This window comes from Niveispirillum cyanobacteriorum (assembly GCF_002868735.1).
Classification (GTDB): domain Bacteria; phylum Pseudomonadota; class Alphaproteobacteria; order Azospirillales; family Azospirillaceae; genus Niveispirillum; species Niveispirillum cyanobacteriorum.
Window position 1 is genome coordinate 953,360 of sequence record NZ_CP025613.1, and the last position, 21,708, is coordinate 975,067.

Annotated in this window: 16 protein-coding genes; 7 read left to right on the plus strand and 9 right to left on the minus strand. The window is 62.5% G+C overall.

Annotated elements, in window-relative coordinates; genetic code table 11:
• Window positions 1-25: 25 nt before the first annotated feature.
• Window positions 26-520: a MarR family winged helix-turn-helix transcriptional regulator gene (locus C0V82_RS24915; RefSeq protein ID WP_158660195.1), complete on the plus strand. Its 495-nt coding sequence runs from the start codon at window positions 26-28 to the stop codon at window positions 518-520.
• A gap of 41 nt (window positions 521-561) precedes the next feature.
• Here the strand turns inward: C0V82_RS24915 and C0V82_RS24920 are convergent, their stop codons facing one another.
• The 3 genes from C0V82_RS24920 to C0V82_RS24930 all read right to left on the minus strand — a co-directional run bounded on the left by C0V82_RS24920 (window position 562) and on the right by C0V82_RS24930 (window position 5,878).
• Window positions 562-2,955: a glucan 1,4-alpha-glucosidase gene (locus C0V82_RS24920; protein ID WP_102115091.1), complete on the minus strand. Its 2,394-nt coding sequence runs from the start codon at window positions 2,953-2,955 to the stop codon at window positions 562-564.
• Between the two features lie 170 nt (window positions 2,956-3,125).
• Window positions 3,126-4,244, minus strand: a complete 1,119-nt coding sequence (locus tag C0V82_RS24925; RefSeq protein ID WP_102115092.1) for a hypothetical protein — start codon at window positions 4,242-4,244, stop codon at window positions 3,126-3,128.
• A gap of 281 nt (window positions 4,245-4,525) precedes the next feature.
• Window positions 4,526-5,878, minus strand: a complete 1,353-nt coding sequence (locus C0V82_RS24930; protein ID WP_102115093.1) for an MFS transporter — start codon at window positions 5,876-5,878, stop codon at window positions 4,526-4,528.
• A 251-nt stretch (window positions 5,879-6,129) separates the two neighbouring features.
• Between C0V82_RS24930 and C0V82_RS24935 the strand changes: the two genes are divergently transcribed.
• The 3 genes from C0V82_RS24935 (at window position 6,130) to C0V82_RS24945 (ending at window position 9,696) form a co-directional block, all read left to right on the plus strand.
• Window positions 6,130-7,407, plus strand: a complete 1,278-nt coding sequence (locus C0V82_RS24935) for a sugar MFS transporter (RefSeq protein WP_102115094.1) — start codon at window positions 6,130-6,132, stop codon at window positions 7,405-7,407.
• 192 nt (window positions 7,408-7,599) lie between these two features.
• The gene (locus C0V82_RS24940; RefSeq protein WP_054169754.1) at window positions 7,600-8,679 is read left to right on the plus strand and encodes a LacI family DNA-binding transcriptional regulator; all 1,080 of its coding nucleotides are present in this window, start codon (window positions 7,600-7,602) and stop codon (window positions 8,677-8,679) included.
• A 45-nt stretch (window positions 8,680-8,724) separates the two neighbouring features.
• The gene (locus C0V82_RS24945) at window positions 8,725-9,696 is read left to right on the plus strand and encodes a glucokinase (RefSeq protein WP_102115095.1); all 972 of its coding nucleotides are present in this window, start codon (window positions 8,725-8,727) and stop codon (window positions 9,694-9,696) included.
• 55 nt (window positions 9,697-9,751) lie between these two features.
• On the opposite strand, the gene C0V82_RS24950 is transcribed toward C0V82_RS24945, so the two are convergent.
• From C0V82_RS24950 to C0V82_RS24975, 6 genes are all read right to left on the minus strand, one after another.
• Complete coding sequence (locus C0V82_RS24950; RefSeq protein WP_102115096.1) at window positions 9,752-11,044, minus strand: DUF4157 domain-containing protein; 1,293 nt, start codon at window positions 11,042-11,044, stop codon at window positions 9,752-9,754.
• Window positions 11,045-11,102: 58 nt separating this feature from the next.
• Window positions 11,103-12,314 (minus strand): DUF3667 domain-containing protein, encoded by a 1,212-nt coding sequence (locus tag C0V82_RS24955; RefSeq protein ID WP_158660196.1) that lies wholly within the window; start codon window positions 12,312-12,314, stop codon window positions 11,103-11,105.
• 93 nt (window positions 12,315-12,407) lie between these two features.
• Window positions 12,408-13,472, minus strand: coding sequence for an efflux RND transporter periplasmic adaptor subunit (locus C0V82_RS24960; protein ID WP_102115098.1), 1,065 nt, complete (start codon window positions 13,470-13,472; stop codon window positions 12,408-12,410).
• Between the two features lie 195 nt (window positions 13,473-13,667).
• On the minus strand, window positions 13,668-16,775 hold the full coding sequence (locus tag C0V82_RS24965; RefSeq protein WP_102115099.1) for an efflux RND transporter permease subunit: 3,108 nt from the start codon (window positions 16,773-16,775) through the stop codon (window positions 13,668-13,670).
• A 169-nt stretch (window positions 16,776-16,944) separates the two neighbouring features.
• The gene (locus C0V82_RS24970; protein ID WP_245924324.1) at window positions 16,945-17,907 is read right to left on the minus strand and encodes a trypsin-like serine peptidase; all 963 of its coding nucleotides are present in this window, start codon (window positions 17,905-17,907) and stop codon (window positions 16,945-16,947) included.
• Between the two features lie 107 nt (window positions 17,908-18,014).
• Complete coding sequence (locus C0V82_RS24975) at window positions 18,015-19,373, minus strand: hypothetical protein (RefSeq protein WP_158660198.1); 1,359 nt, start codon at window positions 19,371-19,373, stop codon at window positions 18,015-18,017.
• A gap of 256 nt (window positions 19,374-19,629) precedes the next feature.
• Here C0V82_RS24975 and C0V82_RS24980 point away from each other — a divergent pair, with 256 nt between their 5' ends.
• The 3 genes from C0V82_RS24980 to C0V82_RS24990 are packed head-to-tail and all read left to right on the plus strand — an operon-like array spanning window position 19,630 to window position 21,701.
• On the plus strand, window positions 19,630-20,343 hold the full coding sequence (locus C0V82_RS24980) for a hypothetical protein (RefSeq protein ID WP_102115102.1): 714 nt from the start codon (window positions 19,630-19,632) through the stop codon (window positions 20,341-20,343).
• A 26-nt stretch (window positions 20,344-20,369) separates the two neighbouring features.
• A complete protein-coding gene (locus C0V82_RS24985; protein WP_102115103.1) occupies window positions 20,370-21,203 on the plus strand; it encodes a bestrophin-like domain in 834 nt (277 codons plus the stop codon).
• A gap of 60 nt (window positions 21,204-21,263) precedes the next feature.
• Window positions 21,264-21,701 carry a YbjN domain-containing protein gene (locus C0V82_RS24990; protein WP_102115104.1) on the plus strand — a complete coding sequence of 146 codons (438 nt, stop codon included), beginning with the start codon at window positions 21,264-21,266 and terminating at the stop codon, window positions 21,699-21,701.
• The last annotated feature ends 7 nt before the right edge of the window (window positions 21,702-21,708 follow it).

Here is a 21,708-nt window from a genome sequence, read left to right on the forward strand (position 1 = left end):
CATAATATGTAAAGATTTACATATTATGTCAAACGATGCACATGACCTTGATTTCATCCGGGCCCAGGGCCCTGCCTATCTGGCGCATCTTCTGCTGCGGCTGGCCGATGAACTGGTGCGGGGCGGGGGGCAATGGTATCCGCGCATGGGCGTGACGGCCCCGCCGCGCACAACATCAACCCTGCTGGCCCTGGATGAACATGGCCCCCTGGCCGTGACGGAGATTGCGGGTCTGCTGCGTCAATCACACCCGCTGGTGATTGACTGGTGCCGCGATCTTACGGCACTGGGCTTCATCGCCAAGGAAACCGACCCCAAGGATCGCCGTCGCACCCTTGTGGACCTGACACCGTCGGGCCGGGCGGAGGTTGGGCGTCTGCGCGGCGCCCTGGTGCAGATGGCTGCCGCGTCACAGGCCTTGATGGATGAGGCAGGGCCCGGCCTGTTCGACGCGCTCTGGCGGATGGAGGCGGCTTTGCGCCACCGCCGCTTCGCCGACCGGCTTGGCGACGGGGACTGAACATCGGGGGCGACCGGGGTATCCGGCCGCCCCAACCACCTTCACTTCCCGTACCGCGCCACGACCGGCGCATACAGGTCCCAAACCTGCCGGTCGCGCACCGACCGCAGCAGCTTCACATATTCGGCGTGGCTCCAGGCCAGCGGCGTGGCGCTGTTCGTCCCTTCGCCCAGCTTATAGCCCTTGGGCGACACGCCGACCCCGTCCCACACCTGCTCGGGGATCATCATGCCTTCATTGGCGAACTTCTCCATGCCGCGGACATAGGTCATGCGGATGCTGTCCAGCTCCGCTGCCGTCACGCCGCCGGGCTTGGCACTGGCACGGGCCAGCTCATAATGCCCGCGCTCCCCGGTGAAGATGGGCCAGACACGCCCGCGCTGCCCCACGCCCATGCCGCCCGTCAGCTCGCCGGTACCGTAATTGCCGCCATTGCGGATATCCTCGCCATAGCCGTCATTGCCATAACGGCGCCAGCCGGGATATGTCGCCGGGTCGCCGGCAAACTTGAACTCATATTTCACGCGGAAATGGTCGGGGATGGACATGTCGTCCAACTCGCCCAGGCTATCGACAATGCTCTCGGCATTGGGCGCCCGCACGCCATAGCGCACCAGCTCCAGGAACCCGCCATCCAGATAGACATTCTCCGTCAGGCCCTGTTGCCCATTGGCGGCGTTCACGGGGCCCTTGTCATTGGGATTGTCGTTCTGATTGACGCGCAGGAAGTAACGGCCATTGCCGTAGGTGCCCTGGGTCGTGAACATCCGCGCCTCGATGGCGCCGTTGATGGCATCCGCCGTGGCGCGATAGGTCTTGGCGTCTTCTGCCTGGCCCAGCTTGTCGGCGATTTCCGCCGCACTGATCAGCCCCGCCACGATGGCAGCCGTAGTGGAGGGCGAATGGCCCGGCTGTTCTTCCCAGCGTTCCTGCTGGCTGTTGGGCGGGGTGATGGTTTCCTTGTTCCAATCCAGCCCGATCTTGCCGCCCTTGACCAGGAAATCCGCCGCCGGCTTCAACATGGTCGGGTACATGGCTTTCAGCGTTGCCTCATCCACAACACCCGCCTGCCACAGCTTCCAGCCCAGCATGATGGGCATCGCCGTCTGGTCCAACTGCACGCCGACCCATTCGATGGTGCCATCGACATGGGTCTTTTGCAGGAACCAGCCATTGGCGCCCTTGTTGCCCTTGGTCTGGGCCGACACCTGCACCGTCTTCAGATAGTTGAAGGCGGCCAGCGGCGTTTGCGTGTCGCCCAGCGCCAGCAGCGCCATGGCGCATTGATAGAAGTCGCGCGGCCAGACGGCCTTGTACCCGGTGGCCAGCTTTTCGGTCGATACCGTCTCGCCCCACGGCGCCGACAGGGATGCGATCAGGGCGCCGGCATAGGTCTTATCCTCCTGCGCCTTCAGCACCAGGGCCGACACAAAGGCCAGGCTGCCGCCATCGGTCGCCATGGCCGCCAGATCCTTCAGCGGCGCCAGGCCCTGGATGTAATCCTCCCACCCCACGGCATCGCCCTGCCCGTTGAACTTGGCCAGCGTTGCGGCATAGCCAACCTTCAGGCTGGCATCGGCCATGGCATTGGCGGCGGCGCGGTCGGCCCCGAACGCCACGGCCACATCATAGGTCGCCTCCTGCCCGGCAGACAGCGTCGGCAGTTCCCCCGCCAACGCCACATTGCCCGCCTTGGCCCCCGTCGTATCGTAAGCCGTCAGCGCACCGTCTTTGCGCAGCTGGCTCAACCCGTCCGACGCGCCGACAAAGCCGACGCTGGCCTTCACAAACGGCTTATCCGCCTTGATGACCAGCGCATGCGTGCCCTCCACGGCGTTCAGCGTGCCGCCGACCGTGTCGGCCTTGTCATTGCTGCCCGTGCCCGCCATCTGCGGATCGGCCAGCAGGACGGGCGTGATCCCTGTCTTCAGCGCGCGGAAGATGGTCCGCACGAACAGCGTGTCGCGGTCGGGATCGGTGAAGACATGCTTTTCGATCTCATACCGGCCCTGACGGTCGCGGTTGACGATCTTGTAGGCCAGCGACAGGGGCCGCCCGGCGGCATCCTTGTGCAGATAATCGACATGGGTTTCCATGTCGTCATATTCGGTATGGACGAACCCGTCGCCCTTCACGGCAAATTGCAGCTCACGAAGCTGCGCCTCATGGATCATGCCCTGCATGGTCTCGGTGATGACGCCATGGGCAAGCGAGAACCAGACCTTGGACACCGGCCCCGTCACGCCCCCATCCTGATAGCGGCCCTTCACATAGGCCTCATAGGAGGTGCCGATCCCGTCCTTGCCGGCATAGGAAAAGGTGGGCTTGGCCCCCGGTGCACCCGGTGCGGTCGCGGCCAGGGCCGTCCCACACATCAACAGGGCGGCAAGGGTGCCAGTGACGGTGAGGGCGGTGCTGCGCAAGGTCCTGGTCATGTCTCTCCCCAATCCAACCGATTATGGCCCCGGCTTCGTGGCCGTGGCGCTTGAGGAGAATAGATCGGGTATCAACGCCGGTTTTACCGGCTGAATACGTATGTTGTGCGCTGCGAAGCGTGCCGAAATACGTATGCGAGCGGGCGGGACCATGCCGCCCGCCCTTCCCCTTACTTGGTCATGTCCAGAACATAGACCTGCCCGATTTCCACCACCTGTTTGGCCCCGGCGATCTGAAAGCCCAGGACGCCTTTGCCGGCATCAAGCGCCATGCTGGACCGCATCTTCACCTGATGCAGTTTCCAATCGGGTCCAACCGACAGCATATTATCGCCAAACCCGGCATAAGGGGCGGCATTCTCCTGCATCCGCAGGCCGATGCGCCCTTTCCCGTCTGGTGTCTCCGCCGAAATGGTGCGAGCCCAGAAGGCCACAGTGATATCGCGGTCGGGTGCGATGGCCGCCACCAGCGGCACCGACACACCGATATTGTACGGCTTCTCGTCCGCCGCCGGGCTACTGATCCGCAACGCATAGCCGCCGCCAGCATCCGGTGTCTCCACCTTGGCATTGCTCTGGTTGGCGCCATAGACGGGCCAGTCGATGCTGGCCGCATCATTCAGCAACTTGCCCGGCAGACCTTGCGGCACCGGCATTTTAATGGATGTGGCCCCGCCGCCGGCGGGGGCCGCCGCCACCGCCTTCATGCCCATATCCAGAACGAAGATCTGCCCGATCTCCACCACCTGTTTGGCGGCGGCGACCTGAAAGCCCAGGACGGCCTTGCCGGGATCAACGCTGATGCTGGCCTGGGCCTTCACCTCATACATTTTCCATTCCGGCCCGATGGCCAGCATCGTGTCCCCGAACCCGCTATAAGGCGCTTCATTCAGCTGCAGCCGCAGGCCCAGCTTGCCATTGCCATCCGGCGTGTCGGCGGAGACGGTGCGGGCCCAGAAAGCCACCGTGATGGCCTGCCCCGGCGTAAAACCTGCCGTCAGGGGCACATTGATACCGATATTATGGGCCGCCTCCGACGCGGATGGCGACGTCACTTGCATCGCGGCACCACCGCCAATGGCCGGCGTCTTCACCCGCTTGTTCTTTTGCCCCTGGCCATAGACGGTCCAGTCCAGCACCGTGGGGTCATTCATCAACTTGCCGGGCAGTTGCGCCTGCAAGGCCGCCAGGGCCGCCGCATCCGCCATCGCCCGCGTGGGCGCACCAATCCCACCACCCGCCAGCAGGGCAAATGCCACCACCGGCAGGACCCAACGCTTCCCGCACATGTTTCCTCCCTTATCCCGTTCGCCGGGTTCTTGGACAGGGACAGTAAAGCGTTCCTTTGCACCTGGATCAATCGAAAATGTGAGCGCTATCATCTACGGCCGATTGCGAACTCCTGCCACCTCGCTTTTCTCATGAATAGCGCAGCTACGGATACTTCAATTTTATGAGAATTTACTTATACAGCTTCTACCAAAAATTAGGAAGCAGAAGGCGTCTCTGACCATGAATTTGTCATACATGTCCACCTGTTGGCCGGATACCCTGACAACGCTGGCAATTCTCACCGCCGCCCCAACCGCTCGACGATGCCGGCATGGCGGCGCAGGTCCAGGCGGTAATTGCGCATGATGAACATGGCGGCCAAGATGCCGGCCAGGGGGATGATCCCCATCACCACGCGCAGGCCCGTTTCGGACGCCTCCCCCTGCCCCTTGGTCACATCAAACCCGTGGAAAACTGCGGCCATCAGCAGGCCGGACAGGCCCAGGGCGGCCTTTTGCAGAAAGGCGGCCAGCCCGAAAATCTTGCCCTCGTCCCGCCGCCGGAACCGCCATTCGCTCCAATCTACGGTATCGGGCAGCATGGCCCAGATGCACACGGCATAGGCAGTGTGACCCGCGCAGGCGACGGCCAGCGGGATGAACGCCCCCCAATAGCTCCATTCCGGCATCAGCGCGAATCCGAGAGAGCCGATGGCGAACAATGTGCCCCCCACCATGAAGCCTGTCAGCTTCTCCGTCCGCCGGATCAACCAGACCCAAAGCGGTACGCACAGCACATTGATGGCCCCGAACAGGGCCATGGCCTGATCGGCCTGGCTCATATCGCCAATGCCATATTTGAAGAAATACAGATAGTTACGGGCCTGCAACGGCACCATGATCTGGGAAATCAGGATACAGAGGTAAAGCTGTACCGTCGGCCCACCGCGTCGGACCAGCGACAGGAAGCCCTTCAGATCGTCCCAAAAGCCCTCATTCCGCGCCATGCGCGACGCCGCCACCGGCTGTTCCCGGACGATCAGAAAACACAGGACAAAGGCCACCGCCGACACCGCCCCGATAATGGATGCTGCCACGGCATAGCCCTGGGCACCGTCCAAACCTGCAAATTGCTTGGCCAGGACCGGCATCATCCAGGATACCGCCGCCCCACCCAGAAAGGCGAATTGCATGCGCCATCCGGTCAGGGATGTGCGCTCATCGGCGTTGCTGGTCATGCGGGCAGACAGGCTGGAATAGGGGATGGCCACGACGGTGTAGGTGGTGCGCAACAGCATATGTGTGGCCAGCCCGTACATCACCGCCGCCGGTCCGGTGAAGCCCGGCGCCGTAAAGGCCAGGGCCAGACTGGCCGCCAGCGGTACGGCCCCGAACAGAAGATAAGGCCGGTGGCTGCCCCATCGCCCGCGTGTTCGGTCGGCGATCAACCCCATGATCGGGTCGGTGATCCCGTCCCATAGGGCCGCCACAAAGAAGGTGACGCCCGCCCAGACGGGCGACAATCCCATAATCTCTGTCTGGAAAAAGGTCAGGAACAGGCCCATCCCCTGCCAATGCAGGTTCAGACCGAAATCCCCCAGCCCATAGCCGAATTTCCGGCCCAGGCTCAACGTGCCAGCCTTACTCTCCAACGGCTTGTCCTCCCAGGGACGCCCCGGTAGCGGTGGTTTCCACCTGTCCCCGGCGCTTCTTGTTAGTCATCACTGAACATGCTTGGCATCGTTCTGCCAAGGCCGTTTACGAAATTACCCGATCTTCCCCCTTTTCTTGTTGCATCATTACGGATTTCGGCAGAAAACAAACCGTTCATGCAAAACGGTGTCGACAGCGTTGTCAATTTCTGCGACATGTCGGGACAAAATCAAAACGATGGGAGGTCGCCTTGGCGCAGTCCGGTCCTATTGCCGCATCCGGGGGGGACAGCACGTTCCCGGTGGCCCGTTCGATGCTGCCGTTTACCTTCATGCTGTTCTTCGTCGTGGGTTTCGTGACCGTTCTGGTCGATCCGCTGGTAGCGAAGTTCAAGGCGGCCTTCAGCCTGGGCTATGCCGAGGCGATGCTGACGCAGTTCTGCTATTTCCTGGCCTATTTCCTGATCTCCCTGCCGGCCAGCCGCGTGCTTGACCGTCTGGGCTATCTGCGCGGCGCCATTGTCGGCTTTGTCACGGTCGGCCTGGGCATCCTGCTGTTCGTACCGGCCATCGAGATTGCCCAGTATTGGGTCTTCCTTCTGGCCCTGTTCATCATCGCCACGGGCGTCACGATGATCCAGGTCGTGATGAACCCGCTGACCTCGGGCCTGGGCTCGCCGGAAACCGCACCGCAGCGTCTGACCCTGGCGCAGGCCTTCAATTCAGTCGCCACCTTCATCGGCCCCCTGCTGGCCGGCGCCATCATTTTTGACGCGGTGACAGAGGTTGTGCCCGCCGGTGAGGGCTCTGCCACCACCATGCTGCGCGTTCTGGAAACGCCTTGCATCGTGCTGGCTGGCATGATGTTCGCGGTGGCGGCCCTGTTCTGGGCGCTGCGCGGCAAGGAAAAGGTCGTGCGGCGTGAAACCGCCCACTGGCACATGCCGTCGCTGAAGGAAAATCCGCGTCTGGCCTTCGGTGCGCTCTGCATCTTCGTTTATGTGGGTGCGGAAGTGGCCATCGGCTCGCTGATGATCAATTACCTGGGTCTGGAAAGCACCCTGGGCCTGACCGAGGAACAGGCGACCAAGTATCTCGCCTTCTATTGGGGCGGGGCCATGGTCGGTCGTTTCATCGGCTCTGCTGCCATGTCGAAGATCGCGCCGTCCCGCGTGCTGGCCTTCTGCGGTATCATGACCGCCCTCCTGGCCGCCATCTCGGGCTTCACCACGGGTCCGGTCTCGGCCTACACCGCCATCGCCATCGGCCTGTTCAACTCCATCATGTTCCCCACCATCTTCTCCCTGTCGGTGAAGGATATGGACGACCAGACGCCCGCCGCGTCCGGCCTGCTCTGCCTGTCCATCGTCGGTGGGGCCGTGGTGCCGGTGCTGACGGGCCTGTTCGCCGACGCCACCAACCTGCATCTGTCGATGATTGTGCCGGTTGCCTGCTATCTGGTGATCGTGGCCTTCGGCCTGAAATGCACCAATGGTTCGCTGGAAAACGGCTACGGCCGCGTACGGTGATATCGGCATCAATATCGTAGGTCAGGTCGAGCGGAGCGAGCCCTGGCGGTAAGGTCCGATGGCCCTGTCTGTCAGGGCTCGGCTCACGCCTCGACCTGACCTACGGTCGATGATCACCTCATCCACTTTTGGTGGACCCGGCAACCGAATAAGCAGACAATTGCACCGGTCAAACCGGGAGAGTTTTCAAAGATGGCGCAGCCGCATCGCAAGCCGACGATCAATGACGTGGCGGCCCTGGCCGAAGTGTCGATCAAGACCGTCAGCCGCGTCATGAACAAGGAACCGAACGTCCGCGACGTGGTGCGTCAGCGGGTGCAGGCGGCCATCACGCAGCTGGGCTATCAGCCCTCGCTATCAGCGCGCAGCCTGGCCGGCGAACGCTCCTTCCTGATCGGCCATTTCTATGGCGATACCGGCGGCCAATATACGCACGACATTCAGTTGGGCATGCTGAACCGTTGCCGGGCCGCTGGCTATCACCTGCTGATCGAAGAAATCGCCTATAACGCCCCGGATGTAGAGGAACGCGCCGCCGCTCTGGTCAATCAGGTGCGGATGGCCGGCGTGGTGCTGACCCCGCCCGTGACCGACAATCCCATTGTGCTGGGCGTGCTGCAACGGGCAGGTGTGCCCTATGTCCGCATCGCGCCCGACCGCGATATCGACACCTCTCCCATCGTCCGCATCGATGAATGGAAGGCGACGCGCGACCTGACCGAACATTTGATCAATCTGGGCCACCGGCGCATCGGCTTCATCAAGGGCAAGGCGCAGCATGCCGCCACGCGCCTGCGCTATGCTGGCTTCTGCGAGGCGCTGGCCGATCACGGCCTGGCCCCCATGCCCGACCTGATCGAGGTGGGTGAATTCAACTACGCCTCCGCCCTGCCGGCCGCCACGCGGCTGCTGGAACGGGCCGACCGGCCCACGGCCATCCTGGCATCCAACGACGAAATGGCCGCCGCCACCCTGGCCGTGGCACATGGCATGGGCATCACCGTGCCCGAACAGCTTTCGGTGGTCGGCTTCGATGACATGCCCATCGCCACCATGGTCTGGCCGCAACTGGTGACCATCCGCCAGCCCGTGATCCAGATGGCAGAGGCTGCCGCCGACATTCTTCTGGAACTGATCAAGCGCAAGGATGCGGGTGTGTGGGAGAACCCCATGCCCCACCGGCAGCTTGACCATTCCCTGATCATCCGCGGGTCCACCGGCCCGGCCCCTGGCCAACCCGGTGCAGCCCTGCGCCCCGTGCGCAGTGCCTGACCCATCGTCAAACCACACCTATCTCCGCCTGCCTGGAACGACACCATGACCGACGGTACCGCCCCTTTCCTGATCGCCGATATCGGCGGCACCAACGCCCGCTTCGCCCTGGTCGGGCCGGCCGGCGCCCCCTATAATGAACAGGTGCTTCGCTGCGCCGATTATCCCACCTTGCAGGACGCGGCCTTCACCTATCTGAAGATGCAGGATCTGGTGGGCAAGGTGCAGGTGGCCACCTTCGCCGTCGCCTCCCCCGTGACGGGCGACCTGATCCGCATGACCAATCTGGCCTGGGAATTCTCGATCAAGGCCGTGGCCCATGATCTGGGTCTGGCCCGCCTGGACCTGATCAACGACTTCACCGCCGTGGCACTGGGCATTCCGGAACTGAAGCCGGAAGATTACGTCCAGGTGGGTGAGGGTGACCCCATCACCGGCGCCCCCATTGCCGTTCTGGGGCCAGGGTCGGGCCTGGGCGTCTCCGCCCTGGTGCCTGACAGCGCTGGACATTTCACCGCACTGGCCACGGAGGGCGGGCATGTCACCATGGCCCCCATCACCGACCGCGAAAGTGCCGTCCTGGGACAGTTGCGCAAACAATTCGAACATGTCTCCGCCGAACGGCTCGTCTGCGGCCCCGGCCTCGTGAACCTTTATGAGACGCTGTGCTTCCTGGACGGGGTGGAGCATGAAAAGCTGACCGCCGCCGAAATCTCCGACCGGGCCGTGGGCAAGCGTGACGCGATCTGTGTGGAGGCGCTGGACATGTTCTGCGCCATGCTGGGCAGCGTCGCCGGTAATCTGGCCCTGTCACTGGGCTCCCGCGGCGGTGTGTTCATCGCGGGCGGTATCATCCCCCGCTTCATGGGCTGGTTCCAACACAGCCGCTTCCGCAAGCGCTTCGTGGAAAAGGGCCGCATGCGCGCCTTCCTCGGCCCCATCCCCACCTACGTGGTGACCCACCCCTACCCGGCCTTCCTGGGTCTGGCGGCCCATGTGCGGCGGGTGGGGCGGTAACTGTGTGACGGGGGTGTGTGACGTCACACCCCCGTCCCTGCTCAATAGCGGACAATCAGCCGGGGACGACGGGTTGAAGCACGCCACCGGTCACTGAACGGGATGCCAACCTACGGCCTCCAGTCCATAGGTCTGTGGAACGGGACGGATCCTTTTCATAAAGCTCGACACGGACAATGTTGGCTGCGGTGATCTGGCACGGAATGATATATTCCTGCTGTGCTTCGAAGCGGATTTTAAAATTGCGGGCGCGCAGCACCGTATTCACATCAATATAATTAGTTACTTGCATCGTATAGACTAACCCATACTTATGTTTGTCTACAGCAAAATGGATGGCGCAATCCTTATTGCCCGCCGTGGAGATCACGCCTCCAGGCATCGTATTGGAATGGGTATGCTCCGCGATACCCTTAAAGGTCAGGTCCAGCGCCCCGACGGGGGTGATGCCGGTGACACCAACCAAGTTGTTCAGGGACTCGGCTGTGATACCGCGTCCATCACCACGATAAACATTGATGGGCGTGGTCGGCCGGCTTCGCAGATATGCCTGGAAGTATTCCTCATCCTCGGGAATCAGGTCGGTCAGGTGGATGCGCTGGCGAGACAGGATCTCTGCCACCTCCCGCTCATGCCGCGCGCGGGCAGCATCTTGCTGCCGGGCCATTCGCGCATGCTTCTTTTCCCAGAACTTACGGCTTTGCTCATGTTGTGCCGCCGTCCAATGCTTCTTCAACTGTGCGGTAGACGCCTCCTCCGGCTGCCACCCTGGTCTGGGCAACGGTCCCACCGCTGCAGGACGCGCCCCTGCCGGGCCAACTTGAAAGGCGGCAGCGCGCATGCCCAACCTGTCGGCCTCTGCCTCCAGCATCCGGTCATGCACGACGGATACACCCGCACCCCCGGCACGGACACGTCCCTGCCGCTGCTGCACCACATGGGCTAATTCGTGACCCAGCAACTGCTGGCCTTGCATCGTGTCGGGCTGATACCGGCCCGGCGCAAAATAGATGTCGTTGCCGGTGGTAAACGCCAGGGCGCCGATCCGTGCCGCCTGTGGTCCTTGATGGACCCGGACTGCGGAGAAATCCGCACCGAAGGCAGCCTCCATTTTTGCCAACACAGTCTGCGGCAACGGCTGTCCCCCAACCCGGACCAAACCCAACCGGATCGGATCAATCTCGAACCCTTGGGCCGCAGCGGAGTCAGTTGCGGCCAGACGAGGCTGGATGGCCGGCGGGTGGCCAGCAGCACGGCCGTGCATCGGCGACAATGCGCCTGACCGAAGCAGGTGCTCGGGCTGGGGAGGACGCCCTTCAGCGAAGTAACCTTGGATAACCCGCACCATCCACCTGCCCTGGGAGGTTGTACTCCTATGACTAACCTATTTCGCGTAAAAGCTCAAATTACCCCGCCACCCCCATCGACACGATGAAGATCACAAACGTGATGCTGGTCATCAGCGTGATGAACAGCAGTGCCACGGTCCGCCACAGTGCCCCAAAATTGGACAGGCGGTAGGTGCCCCGCAGCTGGAAGAACATATGCACTGGTGGCGCCAGCAGGATCAGCGACGCAATCGTCCCCTCCCATGTCGGCAGGAACTTGATCACCAGTGAGATCACGATGAACAGCAGCGACATGAAGGACAGGGAATAGAGCGAGAAGATGGCATGGTCATACATGGCCACACCACGCTTCCAGAAGAACAGCAACCACAGGAACGGCAGCGAGATGGGGATCAGCAGCCAGGAGAATTTATAGGCCGTGTTCTGCATCTTATAGAGCAGCAGTTCCGGATTCTTCAGCTTCTTCTTGATCTTAGCCTCAAGCTCCGGATCGCCGATATTGATGTTCAGGTCTTCATCGAAATTGCGGACCAGCATGTCCGACAGGTTTTCGGTGGTGACCGGACCATTCGTGACCACCTTCGGCAGGTCCGGCACCGCGGGCTTCTCACCCGGCTTGGGCGGCGTCGGGGGTACGATGGCCACACCTGCCGCTGCCAGGGCGGTATCGATGGCCTCAACGGATTTCTGAGCGGTATTCAGGCGCCGCTGCGCCCGGTCGCGCTGCTTGGTCTCCGCCTTTACATCCTCTCCCGCACTCAACGCCTGGGCCAGTTCCGCCTCGGCTTCGGCCAGATCGGCGCGCGCTTCCTCCAGCCCCTGGCGGGCATGGTTCAATGCCTCGCGCTGTTCCTCCGCCGGTATGGCCACCGGCACATTCGTGCTGATGCCCAGCAGGGAGAAACTCATGAACATGACAAAGACAGAGAACAGGAACATGGCCATGGGCGTTACATAACGCGCCCGGTGGCCATGGATGTAATCATAGGTCAGCTTGCCGGGCCTAAACGCCAGCAGCGGCAGGGTACGCCAGGCCTTGCTGTCGAAATGCAGGATGCCGTGGAAGAACTCCTCCACGATATGCAGCATGGACCGGTGCAGATGGCCAGCCTGTCCACAAGCATGACAGAAACTGCCGGTCAGTTTGGTGCCGCAATTGGCGCAGTCCCCATGCGCCCCGTGCCCGTGCCGACCGCTTTCGCCCTCGATGGCCGCCGCCGCCATGCCCGCCGTGGCCATGGCGCCCACAGATTCAATCCCGTCGCTCATGCAATCCCCCGTCCCCACGCAAGGCGCAGGGTGCCAGGGAAAGCCCATAAAGATCAAGGACCAGCGTGGGGCAACGCCCGTCTACATCACCGATCAACTCACCTTAGGGTCCAGTTCGACCTCCTGCCCATCACGCAGCCGTTCGGCCCCGCGCACCACGGTGCGGTCGCCATCGCGGATGTCGCCCGTCACCTGCACCCAGTCGCCGATGCTGGTGCCGGTTTTCACGGCCACACGCTCGGCCTTGTTCTGGGCATTGACCTTGAACAGCCAGGTGCCATCCCCGCGCAGGACCAGGGCGTCACGATGCACCGCCACCACCTGTTCGGCCGTGGCCGAGGGCAGGCCGACCTTCACCGCCGACCCGACGATCCAGTTCGCCTCCCCGCGCGGCAGGGCCACCCGCACCTCAAAGGTACGCGACTGCGCCTCGCCGATGCCGATGATGCGCGTCACCTTGCCCTGGGCGGGCTGGCCTTCGACATCCAGGGAGACGCTGATCCCTTCGCTCAGATGCCGCGCGATGGAAACCGGCGCCTGGGCCCGCACCTCCACCTGATCAACGGCTACCAGCCGCGCCACCTTCACACCCGGGGCTGAATATTCACCGACCTCCAACATGCGCTCCGCCACCTGTCCCGCGAACGGCGCCTTCACAATGGTACGTTCGATCTCAAGCTGGGTGCGGTCTCGGCTGGCCTGGGCGCGGACCAGATCCTGGACCAGAACGTCGCGGCGGCTATTGGCCTCCTCCAGCTTGACGATGGTCGCCGTACCCCGCTCGGCCAATTGCCGCTGGCGCTCCAGCTCGCGCTCCTGGAACGTCAACTGGCTTTGCAGGCTCTTGATCTGCGCCTCATACTGGCGCAGTTCCAGGCGCAGCAGCCGGTCATCGACACGCGCCAGGGCCTCGCCCGCCGCCAGCTTGGTGCCGGCTTCCGCCACCCAGGTGACCCGCCCCGACACTTCCGCCGCCACATCGGCATCTTGGCGCGACATCACGCTGCCCGGCACCTGCAGCACGGGCGCCATCTGCCGCAGGCTGGCCGCCTCCACCTTCACCTTGGCGGCAGGCGCCGGTGCCTGCTGTGCCACTACCGGCAGGGCAAACGTACCGATCAGCAGGGCGGCGGCGAAAGACTGGTGAATGCGGCTCATGGTGGCGATCCCTTATCTGGGCGAATACTGCTTCCTTATAATCAGGACCCGGTTACGTGAGGGTTTCGATGTGTAACGGGCGTGTAAAGCTGAAAAATAGGCGATAGTGATGATTTTACCCACCCCCACGCCAACAAATAAACGCCTCCCCGGCGCAGGCCGGGGAGGCGTTGAAGAAAGACTTATCGGCCTCGATTACTCCGCCGCCAGCCGCGTCACCTTCTGCCCATAATCCGGGGCTGGCGCCGCCTCCGCCTTGTCCTTCTCACCCAGCCGCAGCAGCGCCGGCAGCAGCAGCAGGGTAAACACGGTGGACACGGCCAGCCCACCGGTCAGCACGGCGGCGATACCGCGATAGATGACGCTGCCCTCGCCCGGCACCACGATCATCGGGGCCATGCCGGCCACCGTCGTCAGCGTGCCCATGAAGATCGGCTGGATGCGCGACCGCAGGGCCATATGCACGGCCTCCGCCCTGCCCTTGCCTTCGGCCTCGCACATGCGCGTCTCATCAACCAGCAGGATGGCGTTGTTGACCACAATACCCAGCAGGATGATGAAGCCGATCATGGTCAGCAGGTCCAACGGCTGGAACGTGAACAGGTTGGTAAAGTCCAGCAGCGCCAGCCCGCCAACCGTGGCCAGCGGGATGGAGATCATCACCATGGCGCTGTCCTTGGCCGACTTGAAGGTCAGGGCCATCAGCAGGAACAGCAGGCCCAGCGCGATGATGAAATTCTTGCCCATGGCTGCGACCGTTGCATCCAGCCGGTCCGCCGACCCGCCATAGCGCAAGGTACCATCCGCCGGCAGGAAGGCGCGCAATTGCGGCTCAATATCCCGCTTCAACATCACCATCACATCTTCCAGGGCGATATTCTCACCGGGCTGAAGGTTGAGCGTGATGGTGCGGCGGCCATCGACGCGGGTGATGCCCGACGGCCCGACCTCGCGGGAAACATTGACCAACTGGCCCAGCGGCACCACGGTCCCCGACGGTGTCGCCACCGGCACCTGTTCCAGCTCCTCCGGCCCCGTCCATTCCGGCGACCTCAGGATGATGTCCAACCGGTTCTGCCCGTCAAAATGCTCGCCCAGCCACAGTCCGTCGCCAAGCGCCCGGACCACCTGCCCCACCTGTACCCGCGTCCAGCCCACTTCGGAGATGCGGCGATCATTGGGCATGACGGTCAGTTGCGGCTGCGCCATTTCCGGGTTGGGGTTGGACCAGGACTGCACATCGGGCAGCTTCTCGCGCAGCAGCGCCAAGCCCTTGGACGCTGCTTCCGACAGGGCCGCCGGATCGCTGGATTGCAGCAGGATGGAGACATTGCCCTCCGCGCCCAGCCCACCGAACAGGTTCCCACGGTTGGGGAAGCCCTGCACATCGGGGAAGCCGGCCAGGATCTCGTTCTTGACGATCCCCATCATCTCGTCCAGCCGCTCCGGGTCTTCCAGACGGACCGCGATGGAGCCGCCACCCGGCCAGCCGATGAAGTAGAAATTCTTGGCCTTGGGCTGTTTCTCGCCCGTGTAATAGGGCATGAACCGGTCAACCACGACCTTGGCCACTTCCTCCTTCGCCAGATCGACCGACGTGCCGACGGGGAAGTTCAGGAAGGCGTCGACACTGTCGCGCTTTACCGGCGGCAGGTACGACATGGACGGGAACAGCAGATACGACCCGCCCAGCGACACCACGACCAGCCCCGCAATCACGGCGGCGCGGCGTTTGTTGGTGGCCGTCAGATCCATGATCTTCAGCGACAGCCATTCCACCCAGCGCGCCTCGCCCGCCATACGCGGCGTCACCTTCATCAGCTTTGCTGCCGCGACGGGCAGCACCGTGGCGCAGACGATCAGGCTGATCGTGACACCGACCGCGATGGTCAGCGCCAGATCGGCGAAAATCTGCCCCTCGACCTCGCGCATGAACACGATGGGCACAAAGGTGATGACGGTGGTGGCGGCGGACGCGAACAGGGCGGAAATGACGCGCCGCGTGCCCTCATGGCTGGCCTCGTCATTGCCCATGCCCCGGTCACGCATGCGCACGATGTTTTCCAGCACCACAATAGCGCTGTCGATCACCATGCCGACCGCAAAGGCAAGTCCTGCCAGCGAGATGACATTGATCGACCGCCCCGTGATCGACAGCACCGCGAACAGCGACAGCAGCGAGATGGGAATGGTCATGGCGACCAGCAAGGTCAACTGCGTACGGCGCAGGAACAGCCACAGCACCGCGACGGCCAACAGGATGCCCGACAAAAGATTGCCGGTCAGCAGGCCGATGGCGCTCTCGATATAGACGGACGGGTCAAAGCTCTGATTGTTGGTCAGGCCCTTCGCCTTCATCTCCCCGTCGCGCAGCTCCGCCATCAGGTCCTTGACCTCGGTCAGGGTGGCCAGAACATTGGCCCCCTCCCGGCGGATAACACGCAACCCGATGGCCTCATTGCCATTCTGAAAGGCATATTGCCACTGCCGGCCCAGCTGCACCTTGACCTCGGCCACATCGCCCAGCTTCACCGGGCGACCATCGCGCCATTCCAGGACCAGATCGCTGAACTGTTCCGGCTTGAACCGGCCCTTGTAGCGGACGGTATAGATGCGTCGCCCATCATCAACGAACCCACCCGTCACATCCTGCGCGCGACCGACCAGACCGGAAACGGTGGGGATGGTGATGCCATATTGCGCCATCTTGAACGGGTCGAAGATGATCTGCACTTCCTGCTGCGGCGCTTCGGCCTGTCCGCCGAAATCCACGCGCGCCACGCCCTGGATCGCTTCGATCCGGGGGATCACATCTTCAATGATGTAATGATAATGGTCGGTCAGGGCCGTGGTCGTCCCCGGCATCTTCTGCACGAAGTAATAGATCAGGGTCTCGTTGGCATTATCACCCCCGCCCATGATCAGGCGCGGCGGATCGGCATCGGCGGGGCGTGACGGGATGCGGTTCAACCGGCTGATGACATCCAGCATGGTCTGCTGCATGTCGGTCTTGGCGTCGAACTCCAGGCTGACAAACGCCCCACCGGGATTGGCAAAGCCCTGCATCTCCGTGACGCCGGGCAGACCCTTCATCACATCCTCAATGGGCTCCAGGATCTCGCTCTCCACCTCCTGCGGTGACGCGGCGCGCCAAGACGCCTCAATGCCCAGCGTCGGCTGCTTGACCTCGGGAAACAGCTGCACCGGCAGGGTCAGTGCCGACCAGATTCCCAGCCCCACCACCAGCAACACCGCAACCGCCAGCGCCGCCGGATTGCGCAATCCCAGCTTGATGACATCCATAACCAACCCCTGTCCGTTCGGGACTTGATAAAGGGGCGTGTCCAGCCGTCCGAAAGCCAACCGCCCATGGGATCACCATAGGCGGGACCGTGTAACCTGTCCGTTGGGCTTGGTTAATGGATGGTAGGGATTTGTAACGGGGTGTTACACTCACAACAGCCTGGGCCCCTCACCAGGATTGGTATTGCATGAACATGTCATAGGCCGCGTTGTTCAGACGAGCCCCCCTGTTATTGCTGCCGCCACCGCCGGCAATATGGATGCCGACGGCAATCCGCTCCTCCCCGAAGACGGCGATGACGGGACCGCCGCTCATCCCCCCCTCCGTCTGGCAATCATACCAGAGGAAACCCGGATCGGACTGCACCACCCGGCCCGCAGAGCCATACATCGCGGCACGGGGGCGGGTGGCGGGGTGGCCAAAAACATTCACGATCATATTGTTGAACTTTGCATCCTCGTAATCCGCGAAACCGAACCAACCCCGCCGATTGCCGATCTCAGGGTCCTCGATCTTGATGACAGCAAAATCCAGCGGGCTGATATCGCTTGATCTCTGCCGCCATCCGCTGAGGAAATGATTGTCGATGACGCGGTACGTACCTCCTCTGGCGACATGTCCGTCAAATGCCAGATGGACCAGCATGGCCTGGGTCGCACCTACTTCCGGATGCAGTAGGTTGTGCGCTGCCGTGGCCAGGGTACGAGGACCGATCAGCCATGCGGTGCCATAGCGCATGGGCCCCTTCTCCGGTGTTATGCTCAAAAGGGCGACCGAGCGGGCCGGGATGCGTGATGTATCCGCGATCAATTGCAGGGCGTTCGGACTTCCCAGATTGTGGAGTCCGCCCGACGCTGATTCCTGTCCGACCGGCCCGGTCAGTGCTGATTCCGGATGGGGCGCGCTGGGACGCAACATGCGCTCATAGGTGGAGCCGCCATTGGTTCCCATCATGAAACTGTTCTTGAACCGCCCCTCCCGTACCATGTGCCTGCTGGCATCCACGGCGTCGGACTTGTCTGTCAAGTCCAGTAATTCCGCCTCGATCCCACCATTGAAGCTAAGCGGAACCGAATCCACAGTAAAATCGGAAATTGGTTTGTTTCGGGTTGTTGATTTGCGTTTGGCCATCACTTGTCTCCTCATGGTAAATCCCCGCTCCTGCCGACACTCTCACCCCGCGCGCCCTCCCCCCGGTCTCGAAGTCACGGAAGGAGAATGCGCGCGTGATGCTCAGCCTATTTCCCTTGTTGGGTCTGCGGCTGTCCGGCCTCGACGGCAACCGGGAAACCGGGCACATCTAGGGAGAAGGGGCGGATGGTCAGGGCATTGGCTGGACCGGCACTGACGCCAGTACCCGGCGATTGGCTCAGGTCGATCGGGCTGCTGTTTCCAGGCGCCGCTCCGCCGGCGCCACCCCCCATGGGCACACCATCCACACCTCCCCCAGATGCCTCGGCGCTGTGAAGGCTTTCACCGTCACTGCCGGGGTTGGCTGGACTGGTGCGCCCTTGATCGTTGGCATTGTCCGCCGATGGCGTTGAACCTGGATTGCCATTTTCATTGTTTTCGGACTCTGCCTTGTCAGCAGCCGCCATTTCACGTTCTAGCGTCAGCAAATCCTTCTTGGCTTCCAGCGCTGTCTTTTCGTCCGTCAACCCCTGCGTCAGGCCCTTCGCGACCCCGGAGATAAGGGCACCCGGCAACTTCACCAGTTGCAAAAGCGCACTGTCGCGTTTGAAGTCGTACTTCTCAACAACGCCCTCGTTCAGGGCGATGGCGATGTCCTGGTTTGACACTGAACCTGGCAGCGGCAATGCCATGACCCCCGGCGACGGCGGGTGCACGACTTTACTGCCCAGGACCTGGCCATCCAGCAGAAGGCGGATAATCAAGCTGTCGCGCGCACGGGCACAAATCCCTTGCTTGCACGCCTCTAAGTCCGACTCGCTTGGCTGCTGGGCCTTCGGCTTGCTGCCATCAGGGTAGTGAACCGTGATTGCAAGTGTGCCGCTCCGCATCCTGCGTGTGCTGCCAACGGCATTCAGCGCTTCAAATCCCCGGCCCACGGCAGCATTCAGCGCCGCGTTGACACGCGCAATGTCAGCTTCGCTATAGGGGTCGAAGTAGTCCTCATATTCGGGTCTCACGGTATTGCGGAAATCAACAACGGCGTTCTGAAGTTTCATGCGCCCAATCGACTTGCCCAATTCCTCCGCAATCGCCACGATCTGGGATTCGGAATTTGTCGTTACACTCGACAAGAACGAAGGCCCCCTATTGATCTCCTTATCGTCGCCCTTGCTTACTTCCTTATTTGTAGTACTGATTTTTACTTCGTCTTTATTAAATGGACTGGCGTTGATTTTTGCATGAATTTTGCCCACCGCACTGTCGCCGACAGTAAGGGAATCAAATATTGAAACACCGATTCCATCCTTATCGACATATAGGAATACTGGCACCAACCCTTTGGGCAAGTCATAGGCAACTCCCGATGCTGCCACAGCACCACCACCCGGTTTTGCCTTTTCGCTGGACACAAGCGGCGCACACCCCGCCAGCAGTACACACATAGATGCAGCCACGAATCGCATAAGGGCCTCCATGATAGAAAGAGTCGTATTTGATGCATTTTATATATGATATATCAAATTCTGATATTTATAGATAATATGCCATCACCCCCATAAAATTGCATGGCACAAGCATAGAGATAATATTTAGGCAAAAAATTCATCACCCCGACGTAGACGCATCCTTCGGCACCTGAAGGGTGCCACACTTCCCGCGTAACCTTTTCCTTGCTCCATGCGAATATCCCCTGGTCCGCCGCCCATCAGGACCGCCCCCTTGCGCCTTCTCTTCGCCCTCCTCACCGCCCTAGCCGCCCCCCTCCCCGCCACCGCGCAAACCACCGACGCGCGCTGCGGTCCCGATCTTTATCGCCCCGGTATCCTCCTCACCGCCTCCCCCGTCTGCGGTGCTGTCTATTCCCAGCATGTCCCCGACCTGGGCCGCCTGCATCTGGGCGTCTTCCATTCACTCGACCGGTCGAAGCCGGACGAGGCGGCGGGCCGTGTCATCAACCTCACCGCCGGAACCTTCTACCGCCTCTCCGACGACATCGCCGCCTTCACCGATTACGGTTTCCGCATTGAGGATGGGCATCCCGCCGCCGCCCTCTACCACGACTTCATACATTACGCCTCCGACGACCTGCGCTTCTTCGCGGGCTATGAGGGGGTGCGGTTCTTCAACGGTTTCACCCGCGCCTATGACAGTTTGCATGTCGCGGCGGAGCAGAAGCTGCGTCTGGATGAGGGCCGGCTGGTGATCGATTTCGTCGCCATGGCCTATTGGACACGGAAGGGCGACGGTCCCGCCGCCGACAGCTTCTCCGGCCTGAACCCCTGGGTGGAGGCGACATATCAGCCCTGGCGCACCACCGGCCCCCGCTGGCGGCGCGTGCTGCGCTTCTACACACAGGTGGCGGGCTTCACGGGGCAACCGGGCCGCCCCGGCCTCTACCTGACGGGCTTCGCCGGCATCCGCACCAGCTTCTGAACAGGACTGGCGTCCGCCCGCAACCCATGGTGAAATCAGCCATCCCCGGTTGCGACAGGCCCATCATGCGCGAATTGCTCTATGCACTGCCCGCCCCGCTGATCGCCCTGCTTCTGCTGGCCTCGCTGGCCAGCATCACCTGGGCCGGGTTGCGCCTGGGCCGGCGGCGGGCCGGCACGGGGGCCGAGGCCTATTGCGCCCATGTATCGGCTGCGCAGGGCTCCCTGCTGGGGCTGCTGGCCCTGCTGATGGGTTTCACCTTCTCCATGTCATTGCAGCGCTATGACGCGCGGTCGCAGGCACTGGTGGAGGAGGCGAACGCTATCGGCACCACCTGGCTGCGCGCCGGACTGCTGCCCGAACCTGTGGCCGCGCAAACCAAGGCGCTGCTGCGCGATTACACCCATCTGCGGGTGGAGGCGGGTTCGATCAGCCTGGACCAGGCGGGCGACCGCGCCGCCGTCAACGCCCGTGCCATCGCGGTGCAGGATCAGCTCTGGCAACAGGCCCGGCAAACGGCGGAACTGGACAAAAGCCCCGTGACCAGCGGGCTTTATATTCAGGCCCTGAACGGCATGATCGATGCTTTCGGCGCGCGTGATGCACTGCTGGCCCGGCATGTGCCGGAACTGGTGCTGCTGCTGCTTTACGGTACCATCCTGCTTACTGGTGCCGTGACGGGCTACACCTGTGGCCTGAATGGCCACCGCCCGTCGACTGTGGCGCACCTGTTCGGCCTGCTGATCGTGCTGGTGGCCATGATCATCATTGATGTTGACCGACCGCGCCGGGGCTTCATCACGGTCGATCCCACCCCCATGTTGACCTTGAAGGACAGCATCGACGCGGCGTTGAAATGATTGCCACCCACCCCGCCCCTCATGCATGGTCGCGCGCAACGATGACCTGGGAAGGATGCGATGTTGGATAAGCTGTTGCGCGGCGTGACGCTGACGGATCTGGAAGCGGCCCTGGAACAGTTGGGCCTGCCCGCCACCCAGGATCTGACCCCCGCCGGCGCCCCCGTCCTGCGTTCCGCCATTGGCGGCCTGACCTTCAATGTCCGCCCCGGTGCGCAGATTGATCCAGAGGGCCCGCGCTTCGGCGACTTCAACTTCAACCTGATGTTCCAGGTGCAGGACAGTTTCGATGCCGCCATCCTGAACCAGTGGAACCGGCACAAGCGCTTTGCCCGCTTCTCGCTACGCGACGATTTCCTGGTGCTGGAGATGGACAATCTGGCCGTCGGCATCACGGGCGATCAAATCCTGGCCAGCCTCGAACTCTGGGGCCGGCTGGTGGTAGAGGCACTGAACTTCCTGCGCACCGCGCACGGGGCAGAGGCCGGGCACTCGTAACCGGTCA